At 60.1% G+C, this 11,852-nt stretch carries 11 protein-coding genes; 5 read left to right on the plus strand and 6 right to left on the minus strand.

Annotation, left to right across the window (positions count from 1 at the left end; genetic code table 11):
* Positions 1-164: 164 nt before the first annotated feature.
* Both MUM_RS0123910 and MUM_RS0123915 read right to left on the minus strand, forming a co-directional pair.
* Positions 165-2,018, minus strand: coding sequence for an Lnb N-terminal periplasmic domain-containing protein (locus MUM_RS0123910; protein WP_010174935.1), 1,854 nt, complete (start codon positions 2,016-2,018; stop codon positions 165-167).
* Positions 2,019-2,111: 93 nt separating this feature from the next.
* A complete protein-coding gene (locus MUM_RS0123915; protein WP_010174937.1) occupies positions 2,112-2,600 on the minus strand; it encodes a DUF3015 domain-containing protein in 489 nt (162 codons plus the stop codon).
* Positions 2,601-2,868: 268 nt separating this feature from the next.
* Between MUM_RS0123915 and MUM_RS0123920 the strand changes: the two genes are divergently transcribed.
* Positions 2,869-5,307 (plus strand): Lon protease family protein, encoded by a 2,439-nt coding sequence (locus MUM_RS0123920; protein ID WP_010174939.1) that lies wholly within the window; start codon positions 2,869-2,871, stop codon positions 5,305-5,307.
* Between the two features lie 301 nt (positions 5,308-5,608).
* Positions 5,609-5,935: a PA4575 family protein gene (locus MUM_RS0123925; RefSeq protein WP_010174941.1), complete on the plus strand. Its 327-nt coding sequence runs from the start codon at positions 5,609-5,611 to the stop codon at positions 5,933-5,935.
* A gap of 131 nt (positions 5,936-6,066) precedes the next feature.
* Here MUM_RS0123925 and MUM_RS0123930 read toward each other — a convergent pair whose 3' ends face one another.
* Positions 6,067-7,902: a hypothetical protein gene (locus tag MUM_RS0123930; protein ID WP_010174943.1), complete on the minus strand. Its 1,836-nt coding sequence runs from the start codon at positions 7,900-7,902 to the stop codon at positions 6,067-6,069.
* A gap of 166 nt (positions 7,903-8,068) precedes the next feature.
* Here MUM_RS0123930 and MUM_RS0123935 point away from each other — a divergent pair, with 166 nt between their 5' ends.
* The 3 genes from MUM_RS0123935 (at position 8,069) to MUM_RS0123945 (ending at position 9,679) form a co-directional block, all read left to right on the plus strand.
* A complete protein-coding gene (locus MUM_RS0123935; RefSeq protein WP_010174946.1) occupies positions 8,069-8,557 on the plus strand; it encodes a TIGR00645 family protein in 489 nt (162 codons plus the stop codon).
* A gap of 78 nt (positions 8,558-8,635) precedes the next feature.
* On the plus strand, positions 8,636-8,947 hold the full coding sequence (locus tag MUM_RS0123940) for a DUF6482 family protein (RefSeq protein ID WP_010174948.1): 312 nt from the start codon (positions 8,636-8,638) through the stop codon (positions 8,945-8,947).
* Positions 8,948-9,061: 114 nt separating this feature from the next.
* Positions 9,062-9,679 carry an FKBP-type peptidyl-prolyl cis-trans isomerase gene (locus MUM_RS0123945; RefSeq protein WP_003215854.1) on the plus strand — a complete coding sequence of 206 codons (618 nt, stop codon included), beginning with the start codon at positions 9,062-9,064 and terminating at the stop codon, positions 9,677-9,679.
* A gap of 54 nt (positions 9,680-9,733) precedes the next feature.
* Here MUM_RS0123945 and MUM_RS0123950 read toward each other — a convergent pair whose 3' ends face one another.
* The 3 genes from MUM_RS0123950 to MUM_RS0123960 form a co-directional block, all read right to left on the minus strand.
* The gene (locus MUM_RS0123950) at positions 9,734-9,991 is read right to left on the minus strand and encodes a PA4570 family protein (RefSeq protein ID WP_003215856.1); all 258 of its coding nucleotides are present in this window, start codon (positions 9,989-9,991) and stop codon (positions 9,734-9,736) included.
* A 197-nt stretch (positions 9,992-10,188) separates the two neighbouring features.
* On the minus strand, positions 10,189-10,530 hold the full coding sequence (locus MUM_RS0123955) for a zinc ribbon domain-containing protein YjdM (RefSeq protein ID WP_003215858.1): 342 nt from the start codon (positions 10,528-10,530) through the stop codon (positions 10,189-10,191).
* 188 nt (positions 10,531-10,718) lie between these two features.
* Positions 10,719-11,687 (minus strand): polyprenyl synthetase family protein, encoded by a 969-nt coding sequence (locus MUM_RS0123960; RefSeq protein ID WP_003215860.1) that lies wholly within the window; start codon positions 11,685-11,687, stop codon positions 10,719-10,721.
* Positions 11,688-11,852: the final 165 nt, after the last annotated feature.

Genomic DNA, 11,852 nt, shown 5'->3' on the forward strand with positions numbered 1-11,852 from the left:
TGTGATTAATCTGTTGGCACTGCTGCCTCTGAAGTAACGCGGTCAAAATGTGGGAGTTGGCTTGCCTGCGATGCCGGCGACGCGGTATCTCAGGCGTAAACCAGCGATGCCATCGCAGGCAAGCCAGCTCCCACATTTGATAGGTGTTTTCCTGGCGAGTGGGGTCAGTAGTGATACCACTTCACTTCCAGCATCACTTCATTCACCGGTGTCGCCAAGTGGCTGTATTCACGCTGGGCACTCAGTCTCAACCCCAGGTTGCGCGACAATTCCCACTGTTGATTCAGGCTGATACTGCGCCGTACTTCGCCATTGGTGAAGAAATCACCCTTGGCTTCCAGGCTCAGGTTGCCCAGCGGATTGCGCCACAGCACGCCGGTGTTGAAGCCGGCCGCCGGGGAGATGGCTTCGCCAAAGTCGCTGTTGTGTTCCACGCGCACGGTGCCGAGGGCGAAGCCCAGCATGTCGTCGCGCAGTTGCCAGGTGCCGCCGGCGCCGCCGTTGACGTGGCTGACCAGGGTTTCGTCGTCATGTTTGCCCGGCACGCGCTCAAGGCCGCCGGTCACTTGCCACGACCAGGGTTGCAGCAGCTCGTTGCGCGGGGTCAGTGAGCGGATGGTCGCCAGGTCCAGTTGCTGCAATTGCCAGTGGTTGCCTTCGTACTGGCGCAGTTTCATTTGCAGGATTTCGATCTGCGCGCCCAGCGGGAAGCCTTCGGCGTTGTCGTTCAGGTCGTGATAGGCCATGCGCAGGCCATATTCGCCGAAGGCCTTGTCGCCCCGGGTGCCGATGCCGGCTTGCCAGGTGCGGGACTCGTGGCCGTCTTCGGGCAGGCCGGGGCGTTCGATCTTCAGGTCTGGCGCCGGGTTCTGGTTGATGGCCCGCAGCAGTTCGAAGCTGCGTTGGGAGCGTTCGGTGTCGCGCTCCAGGCCGTTGGCGCGGTAGCGGCCGAGGCGGTAGGCCGCGTCGATGATCAGGGCCTGGCGGTCTTTGGCGATGGCCTTGAAGCCCGGCTCCTGCAGTTGTTTCTGGTCGTCGCTGATCTTCAGCACCCATTGTTGCTCATCACTGCTCAGAGGCTTGGCACGTTCCAGCAGTTCGCGTTCACGGGACGGGCGATAGTCGATTTTCTCCACCAGGCCGGCTTCTTTCACGGCTTTCACAGTGTCGGTAGGAATCGCGGTCAGCGGGAATTGTTCGGTCAGCCGCAGCGTTGGGCGGGCCACTTGCAGCAGTTCCAGCAGGCGATAGGAGCAGTTTTCGTCGAAGAAGAAGTAGTCGAACTGGATCTGTTTGAGTTCCCACACATGCTCGACCATGCGCTCGGTCTCGACCTGGGTCAGGTTCAGGCGGTATTCCCACAGGTCGCGGTTCTCCAGGCTACGGTATTCGGAGAGTTTTTCCTGGTAGGGCACCAGCGCAAACAGGCCGGGATAACCGCCCATCAGGCCTTTCCAGGCGTAGAGGATGCTGTTGTCCGAGCCTTCGATATAGGCGCCAAAGTTGATCGCGTAGCTGAGCAGCGCGGTGTTGTTGCTCTGCACGTCAGCCTGGTCGATGCGCAGCAGGGTGTGGCCGAACATTGACGACGGGCTGTTGAGGTAGGCCGCCGGGAAGATCATCACCGCGCTGTGGGGGGCGACGTCCTTGAACCATTGCTTGAATTCCTTGCAGTCCAGCGCCGGCAAGTCAGTCAGGTGCAACTGGTCCTTGAGCCAACGGGTACGTGCGGGGTAAACGCATTGAGCGTGTTTTTCACCGAGGCTGGCCGGAGCATAGAGTGCTTCTACGGTGGCCTTTAGTTCCTGGTCCGGATGGTGGGCGCCATCGGGTGCGAGGAAGAATTTCTTGTCGCTGACATAACTGCGCCAGCCTTCGAACTTGCCGGATTCGTAATGCCCCAGCGACAGCCAGAACGGCTCGTTGGCCAGTTGCTGCAAACGTTGATCATCAAGGTGCGGTGCCGCATACAGCGGGGCGCAGGCGAAGAGTGCCAGGTAGGCAAGGCGTTTGAGCATGTGGGCAACTTAAGTCGAGATAAAAAGACCCAAAGGGGAGGCAGGTCCAAAAATAATAAAACCCGTGCCTCGAAAGGCACGGGCGGGTCGAGCTTAAGCCTGGGTAGCGTATTTCGCCAGGCGGGTGTCGCCTTTCAGTACGGCCAGGGTGTTGTTGTGCACGTCATCAGCGGTTACGTCAGCTTTGCTGAAGATTTGCTGGAAGTGCTCGTGAGTCACCGCGGCAAAGTGCTCGCGGTCTTCAGGAGCAACACCCAGTACCACGGCGTAGGTAGTCAGCGCTTCGCCGTTACCTTTGGCCATGTCTTCGGACAGCTCGTTCATCATGCCATTCATGGCAATCCACGATTTGCCACCGTAGGTCAGTGCGCTGTTGGTGTTACAGCCGTTAGTGCCCGAGGTCATGCCGAAAGTGGCGTTCCCCGAGGTACCGTTGGTGGTGGAAGCCAGGAAGTGAGCGGGAGTGCCGCGTTGGCCTTCGAACAACATGTTGCCCCAACCGCAGTTCGGGCCACCTGGCGCTTCAGCCATTGCATTGAGGGAGACTACGGTGAAGAGAGTACCAAGAAGGATCCGTTTCATAGCTTTGTTCTCTTTGTGTGCAAACCAATGGACAAGGGTTCAGGTGCCTGACAGCACCCTAGGGGCCGGTTATTAGTCCAACCCGCAGCAGGTTGGAGTTTAGGCACGATCCAAGGGTTCCGTTATTTTTTGTGAAACAAGCCGGAAACACTCGGTTTTTTTACAGCCTCAAAGCCGGGTCTATGCTTTCCCTAAGCCGTGCCTTGCCAGCCGGCCCAACCCGGCGCCAGAATGCCGTCATCTGCCCCGCCTGATGTAAGGAAGCCCGATGCCTGATCCTGTTGCTGCCAGCTTGCGTCTAGCGCCTGAAGCGCTGACTCGTCCTTTTTCCGCTGAACAGTTCAGCTTCTCGACCACCAATGATTTGGAGCCCTTTCGCGGTGTGCTTGGCCAGGAACGTGCGGTCGAAGCCTTGCAGTTTGGTGTGGCCATGCCACGCCCCGGTTACAACGTATTTGTGATGGGCGAGCCCGGGACCGGCCGCTTTTCGTTCGTCAAACGCTACCTTAAGGCCGAAGGCAAACGCCTGCAGACCCCGGCCGACTGGGTCTACGTCAATAATTTCGATGAGCCTCGCGAGCCCCGCGCGCTGGAACTGCCTGCGGGCGGTGCTGCCGCGTTCATCAGCGACATCAACGGCCTGATCGACAACCTGGTCGCGACCTTTCCAGCGGTGTTCGAACACCCGACGTATCAACAGCGCAAAAGCGCCATCGACCGTGCCTTCAACCAGCGTTACGACCGTGCCCTGGATGTGATCGAGCGCTTGGCCCTGGAAAAGGACGTGGCGCTGTACCGTGACAGCAGCAACATCGCCTTTACCCCGATGCTCGACGGCAAGGCGCTGGACGAGGCCGAGTTTTCGCAGTTGCCGGAAGCCGACCGCGAGCGTTTCCACACCGATATTTCCGAGCTGGAAGAACGCCTCAACGAAGAACTCGCCAGCCTGCCCCAGTGGAAGCGCGAGTCCAATAACCAGATGCGCCAGTTCAACGAAGAAACCATCACCCTGGCCTTGCAGCCACTGTTGGCGCCGTTGTCCGAGAAGTACGCGGAGAACGCGGCCGTCTGCGGTTACTTGCAGGCCATGCAGGTGTACCTGCTGAAAACCGTGGTCGAGCAGTTGGTGGATGACGCGAAAACTGACGCCCAGGCCCGTAAGTTGCTGGAAGAGCAGTACTGCCCGAGCCTGGTGGTGGGCCATCCGGTCAACGGTGGCGCGCCGGTGGTATTCGAGCCGCACCCGACCTACGACAACCTGTTCGGCCGTATTGAATACAGTACCGACCAGGGCGCGCTCTACACCACCTATCGCCAGTTGCGGCCGGGCGCGCTGCACCGGGCCAACGGCGGTTTCCTGATCCTCGAAGCCGAGAAAATGCTCAGCGAGCCGTTTGTGTGGGACGCCCTCAAGCGTGCCCTGCAGTCGCGCAAGCTGAAGATGGAATCACCGTTGGGCGAACTGGGCCGCCTGGCCACCGTGACCCTCAACCCGCAAGTGATCCCGTTGCAGCTCAAGGTCATCATCATCGGCTCCCGCCAGCTGTACTACGCGTTGCAAGACGCGGATCCGGACTTCCAGGAGATGTTCCGGGTGCTGGTGGATTTTGACGAAGACATTCCGATGGTGGATGAAAGCCTGGAGCAGTTTGCACAGTTGCTGAAAACCCGCACCTCGGAAGAAGGCATGGCGCCGTTGACCTCGGACGCTGTGGCGCGTCTGGCGACCTACAGCGCGCGGCTGGCGGAGAACCAGGGGCGCCTGTCGGCGCGTATCGGCGATCTGTTCCAGTTGGTCAGCGAGGCGGATTTCATTCGCCACCTGGCGGGCGATGAGCGCACGGATGCCGGGCACATCGAGCGCGCGCTCAAGGCCAAGGCCACGCGCACCGGGCGGGTGTCGGCGCGGATTCTCGACGACATGCTCGCCGGGGTGATCCTGATCGACACCGCCGGTGCCGCGGTGGGCAAGTGCAACGGGCTGACAGTGTTGGAGGTCGGTGACTCGGCATTCGGTGTGCCGGCGCGGATTTCTGCCACGGTGTACCCGGGCGGCAGCGGCATCGTCGATATCGAGCGCGAAGTTAACCTCGGCCAGCCGATTCACTCCAAGGGTGTAATGATCCTCACCGGTTACCTGGGCAGCCGTTATGCCCAGGAATTCCCGCTGGCGATCTCGGCGAGTATCGCCCTGGAGCAGTCCTACGGTTACGTCGACGGCGACAGTGCGTCCCTGGGCGAGGCGTGCACCTTGATCTCGGCCCTGTCGAAGACGCCGCTCAAGCAGTGCTTTGCCATCACCGGTTCCATCAACCAGTTTGGTGAAGTGCAGGCGGTGGGTGGGGTCAACGAGAAGATCGAAGGTTTCTTCCGCCTCTGTGAAGCCCGCGGGCTGACCGGCGAGCAGGGCGCGATCATTCCCCAGGCCAACGTCGCGACGCTGATGCTTGATGAGAAGGTGTTGCAGGCCGTGCGGGACGGGCAATTCCACGTCTACGCCGTGCGTCAGGCTGACGAAGCCCTGAGCCTGCTGGTGGGCGAGCCGGCGGGGTCGCCGGACGAGGAGGGGCAATTCCCGGAAGGCAGCGTCAACGCGCGGGTGGTGGAGCGCCTGCGGGCGATTGCCGAGATGATCAGCGAAGATGATCTGAAGGAAGCCGAGAAGGAGTTGGCGCAGGAGGCGTTGGCTGAGACCAAGCCCGTGTGATGTTGATCGGATGAGGGGCGCGCCTTGTGGCGAGGGGGCTTGTCCCCCGTTGGGCTGCGAAGCAGCCCCAAATCCAGGCAGTGTGTTTTACCTGTTAGAGCGTGTTTATCCTATTGGGGCTGCTTCGCAGCCCAGCGGGAGACAAGCCCCCTCACCACAGGGCAGTCGTCCGTTGGTCCCCCAGCCTTGGTTTGTACCGGGTTTCTTCTATTCTCAGCTCAAGGGATATCCACAGGAGTCGCTGGATAGAAACAGTCTTGCCCTGCGAGGCTGAATACCGGATCTACCGAGGGTCGCCGCCATGTCGCGCAACCTCTGCCTCACCCGCCAGTGCCTGGGCCTGGTCACCCGTATCGAATGTTCCATTCGCCCTCTCGCGGGGGATACCGGGATGTGGACCTTGTTGTTTGCCGCCGGAATGACTGGCGAACAGCCCTCCACCATCAAGTCTCAAGGCCCGTTTCACGGACCTTTCGTGGCACAAACCATCCTCGATTCGATTGTCGAAAGCCTGACCCTGCACGGGTACGAGCTGGCCGACGACCCGCAGATCTGGTGCCTGCACCTCCAGGCGCACTTGCGACAGCTCAATGGCGGGCGGCACACGGCGTTGAGTGATATCCGCTAAACATCGAAAACCCAATGGGTGGGTTTGTGTGGGAGCTGGCTTGCCTGCGATGCAGGCAACTCGGTCTTTCAGCTGGACCGAGGTGATGCTATCGCGGGCAAGCCCGGCTCCCACACCAGCCCGCTTGGCGCTTACGGCTTGGGGGCAGGTGCCGCCTCGGGCTTGTCCAGCTTGACCTCAAACCCATACTGCACCGTGTTCAACCCGGTGCGCTGGTAGGTCTCCAATGCGCTCGGCTGGCCGTAGAAGTAATGCACGTCGAACAACGCCGTGCCGTACTCCTCTGCGCGGTGGCTGACGCCGAGAATTTCCTTCAGGTAGTTGCCGCTGGCGTCCTTGGCATAGAACCGCCAGCTGTCGGCGGGGAACAGCTTCTGGTCGACAATCAGCGCGTTGTCTTTCAGTTCCAGGCCCTTGGGCAGTTGCCCCGCCGTGAGGTTGCCTTTTTCGATGGTGGCCAGGAACAGCGGCATTGAACCTACGGCAAACCCTGGGTTCTCGGGGAACAGGTTCAGGTCATAGGTAATGGTGGCGCGCCCCGGGTCGACCTCGTAGGCCTCGGCGGGCAGCTCGATCGGCTCGCCCAGCTTGCCTTCGTCGTTGGCCGTGAGAAAGGTCACGGGGGCATCGCCGCCGCCCCGGTCGTCGCCCAGCAGGTCGTCGTTGAAGGTGTAGGGGTGATCGAACTCGATGTGCGCCGCGCTGGCGTCATCCACCGACTGATTGATGGTGACGCTTTTCTTGAGTTGGTCTTCGGACAGCGTGGCGTCCTTCAGCCAGTCGGAGGCCTGGTCGTCATACACGGTGACGGGCATCGGCAGGGGCTGTACGGTTTTCTCCAGGCTGTTCTTGTCGAAGCGCCGCACGGGCAGGTCCAGGTCCTTGCGGGTTACGGTGGCTTGGGAAAAATCGAGGACGCTGACTTGCACGTTGTCGATCAAGCCATTGAAGTACACCTTGGTGTAATGGCTGTCCTGCTTGTGTTCGAAGGCTTTCTGCTCGTCTTCCAGCTGTTTCTCGAAGGCATCGGACCAGGCCGTCTGCTTTTGCATTTCCGCCAGTTGCTTCTCGTAGAACGCCAGTTGGGCGGCGTTCTCGTTGATCGAGCCCGAACGCGAGAGAAATTGCCCGGTGGTATCGCGCGCCTGCACCAGCAGCGGGTTAGGCGATTCGTCGGCGACTTCCGGCGCGAGGGGGGAGCTGTTGGTCAGTTCGATCTCGGCGTAGTTCTTTTCCAGGGTCAGCAGGGTGATCGTGACGTTTTCTTCGGTGCGTTTGCGGCCCACGTCCTTCTTCGACAAGTCGAAGGTAAAGACTTTGCGCGGGGCGATCACTTCGACCTTGCCCTTGAGGGTGACAGGCTGCGGCTGGCTCTTGTTGTCAGTCTCGATGCCTTCGACGAACGGGTAGGTCACCGTGAGGTCATCGGGGTTGGTCAGGTTGGAACTGGTGGGGCTCAACTGGATGCCCGGGTCGGTTTCCGACCATTCCGGCTGGAAGGGGATGACCTTGTTGTTGCTCAAAGTGACCGACTGCCACTCCAGGCCGTGGGGGAACGGGAACTGGTCGGGCATGTTGAAGTTGAACGGGAAGATCGGCTGCAGGTCCGTCAGGTAGTCCGAATGGGACGCCTTGCGCAGCACAAACAGGCCATTGATGTAGGTGTCAACCAGGGCCTGGGGTGTCGGGTAATGCTTGAGCAGCGCCAGGGCGTCTTCGCTGTACTCGGCCTCGATGGGCTTGGTGGCGAGCTTGACCCGCGCCCGTTCCAGCAACAGCAACGAGCCACCGAGCTCGGACACGGCGTCCTTGAGCTTGGGGTCCTGGATGGCGTCCAGGGACTGTTCGAACTTGGCGGTTTTCTCTTCGAGGCTGGCTTGCTTGTGTTCATCGCTGGGGGAACAACCGCTGCCCATCAGCAACGCCGCACACAGGCCAATGCTGGCCAAAGGGGATCGCACATCCATTATCTGAGTTTTCCTGTCCGACATCATCGAGCCGAGTTGATGAGCTCGACACTAGCAGAAAAATTCTTTTACAGATGCCGTACAGATCAGTTTTCTCGACGGTTTCTGGCGTTTGGGAACGGCTGGTATACTCGGCGCCATTTTTAGCCAAGCTGTGTGAGATTCAATGGAACGCTTTATCGAAAATGCAATGTATGCCTCACGCTGGCTGTTGGCGCCGATCTATTTCGGTTTGTCCCTGGGCCTGCTGGCGCTGGGTCTGAAGTTCTTCCAGGAAGTGTTCCATGTGATTCCCATGGTGTTCTCCATGAGCGAATCGGATGTGATCCTGGTGCTGCTGTCGTTGATCGACATGGCGCTGGTGGGCGGCCTGCTGGTGATGGTTATGATCAGTGGCTACGAGAACTTCGTCTCCCAGCTGGACATCGACGAAAGCAAGGAAAAGCTCAACTGGCTGGGGACCATGGATTCCTCGTCGCTGAAGATGAAGGTCGCGGCGTCCATCGTGGCGATTTCGTCGATCCACTTGCTGCGGGTCTTCATGGACGCGAAGAACGTCGACCCCGAGCACCTGAAGTGGTACGTGATCATTCACATGACCTTCGTGGTGTCGGCGTTTGCCATGGGCTACCTGGACAAAGTCACCAAGCACTAATGGACGGATGGCCGGTTTTCGCCTTGTGGTTCGAGGCATTCCGGCCTATCTCTATAGCTCTGTCCTGGAGGTGCCGTCATGAACCTGCAAGAGCTGTATGCCTACGCCACGGTGGGCCGTATTGACCAATTGAGCCTGATCTCCCTCGAAGGCGGTATCTACGTGCTGGAAGCCCGCATGCAGGGCAGGGCGTACCCGTTGGGTGATGACCAGGGCAAAACCCTGCACCTGCGTTCGGTGGAGCACGCGCGCCAACTGCTGCACAAGCACGCGATGCCGAAAATGCCGTTTGAGCTGGTGCACACCTCGGTGCACGACGAAATGTGCGGCATGCCGCCCAGCGCCGAGGAAAGCCTGCGCTTGCCGATCGCCATCCACTCCGCCTGGTAAGGGCGGGGGCTCATCATCGGTCGTTCTTGTGTGCTAGTCTGCTCGCCCTTTTAGTTCTGGGCGGTTCGGGAAATGTTGCAGTTTTCCGGCGCTGTCCTACAGCGGAGCAGTTCCATGTCCGAAGTTAACTTGTCCACCGACGAAACCCGCGTGAGCTACGGCATTGGCCGTCAGTTGGGCGACCAACTGCGCGACAACCCGCCACCGGGCGTGAGCCTGGACGCGATCCTGGCTGGCCTGACCGACGCTTTCGCCGGCAAGCCAAGCCGTGTGGACCAAGAGCAAATGGCCGCCAGCTTCAAGGTCATCCGCGAAATCATGCAAGCCGAAGCGGCTGCAAAGGCTGAAGCCGCTGCTGGCGAAGGCCTGGCTTTCCTGGCTGAAAACGCCAAGCGTGACGGCATCACCACCCTGGCTTCCGGCCTGCAATTTGAAGTGCTGACCGCAGGTTCTGGCGCCAAGCCAACCCGTGAAGACCAAGTGCGCACTCATTACCACGGCACCCTGATCGACGGCACTGTGTTCGACAGCTCCTACGAGCGCGGCCAGCCTGCAGAATTCCCGGTTGGCGGCGTGATCGCCGGCTGGACCGAAGCCCTGCAACTGATGAATGCCGGCAGCAAATGGCGTCTGTACGTGCCGAGCGAACTGGCTTACGGCGCTCAAGGCGTTGGCAGCATCCCGCCGCACAGCGTTCTGGTGTTCGACGTCGAGCTGCTCGACGTTCTGTAAGACCTTACCTGTAGGAGCGAGCCTGCTCGCTCCTACAGCGTTTTGCGCGGTTACTCATGGATGAAACTTGCCATTGAGATCCGTCACCGGGCGCAACGCCCGGGCATAGCAGAACAGAAACAGATTTCTCACCACCTCCTTCAACACCCCAGGTTCGCTGGAGCTCAGGCCATTGACGTCCAGGTCGCCCTGATCCTGCAGTTCACTCAGCGCTTCTTCTTCCAGCACCGCGCAGACTTCCCCGGTTTCCCGATGAAGGATCCGCAGGTAAGGGTGTGGGCGGTCCAGCCAGGCATCAATCAAATAAGTCATGGGTCGCATCTCCTTGATGGTTTTCAATGAGAATAATTCTTATTCAAGGAATAGCAAGTACCTATTGGCGATTTCCGTACTTTTCTGTGTGGATATTGTTTTTGATCAAAAGGCCTGGCCTTTTGCCAGTAGTGCGGGGGTGACGCGGGGAGGGCGAAGCGCCATCCCGTGCAGGGCACGGGATGGAGGCAGCAGATTCAGACTTTGCGCACGAACTCGGACTTGAGCTTCATCGGGCCTATACCGTCGATCTTGCAGTCGATATCGTGGTCGCCATCGCACAGGCGGATGTTTTTCACCTTGGTGCCGACCTTGACCACCAGGGACGTGCCCTTGACCTTGAGGTCCTTGATCACGGTGATGGTGTCGCCGTCCTGCAGGACGTTGCCCACAGAGTCTTTTTTCACGGATTCATCGCTGGCAGCCTCGGCTTCGCCTCCGACGGCCCACTCATGGGCGCATTCCGGGCAAATCAGCTGGGCGCCGTCTTCGTAGGTGTATTCGGAATTGCATTTCGGGCAGGGTGGCAACGTGCTCACTAAAGCTCCTTTAGTTTCAGGATGGCTAAAAAGCGCACATTGTATAGGGTTTTAGCCCGGCAGGGTGCAGCAACGCCAGAGAGCGCTGTGGGAGCTGGCTTGCCTGCGATTGCATCACCGCGGTGTGACGAACAAACCGAGGTGCCTGCATCGCAGGCAAGCCAGCCCCCACATGAAGCGGAGCAGAATCAGTGAGTGCGGGCGACCGCAAACTCACTCAGCTCAACCAGGGCATCCCGGTATTCGCTGGCTGGAAGGGCTTCCAGGCATTGGATGGCGCGAGCGACGTAGTCACGGGCCAGTTGTGCGGTGTATTCGAGGGAGCCCGAGGCTTCCACGGCTTCACGGATGCTTTCCAGGTCTTCGATCCCGCCTTTCTGGATCGCCTTGCGCACCAGGGCGGCCTGTTCCGGCGTGCCTTCGCGCATGGTATAGATCAGCGGCAAGGTCGGCTTGCCCTCGGCCAGGTCGTCACCGACGTTCTTGCCCAGGGTTTCGGCGTCGCCGCGATAATCCAGCAGGTCGTCCACGAGCTGGAAGGCCACCCCCAGGTGATCGCCGAAGGTGCGCAGGGCTTCGCTCTGCTCGGGCGTCGCTTCGCACAGGGCCGCGGCACTGTGGGTCGAGGCTTCGAAGAGCATCGCGGTTTTGCCGCGAATCACTTCCATGTAGGTTTCTTCGGTAGTGCTGGCATCGCGAACCTTCGACAGCTGCAACACTTCGCCTTCGGCGATGATGCGCGTGGCCTGTGAAAGAATCTTCATCACCGGCATCGAGCCCAGCTCGACCATCATTTCGAAGGAACGTGAGTACAGGAAGTCGCCCACCAGCACGCTTGGCGCGTTGCCCCACATCGCGTTGGCCGTCTCGCGACCGCGGCGCATGCCGGACATGTCGACCACGTCGTCGTGCAGCAGGGTAGCGGTGTGCAGGAACTCGATGGTCGCGGCCAGCAGGCGCAGGTCATCGCCTTCGCGGCCGAGCGCCTTGCCACACAGCAACACTAATAAAGGACGCAGGCGTTTACCGCCGGCCGACGTAATGTAGTCGCCAATTTTGGAGACCAGCGGCACTTTAGAAGTCAGCTGCTTCTTGATGATGCCGTCGACGGCGCTAAAATCGTCCGCCACCGCGCGGTAGAAAGCTTGGGGTTGCATCAGCGACAGTCGCTCCAGAAGGGTTGCGCGGCATGCTAGGACCCACGTCCCGTAGTGTCAAGGCGCGATAGACGGCTACTTGCAACACCTCCATAGCTTGCGTACAATCGCGCACCCTGAACTTCCTGGGCAGCACCTGCCTTACGCAATTGCATTCGGGACGTC

The organism is Pseudomonas sp. PAMC 25886 (genome assembly GCF_000242655.1).
In the GTDB taxonomy this organism is placed as follows: Bacteria; Pseudomonadota; Gammaproteobacteria; order Pseudomonadales; family Pseudomonadaceae; genus Aquipseudomonas.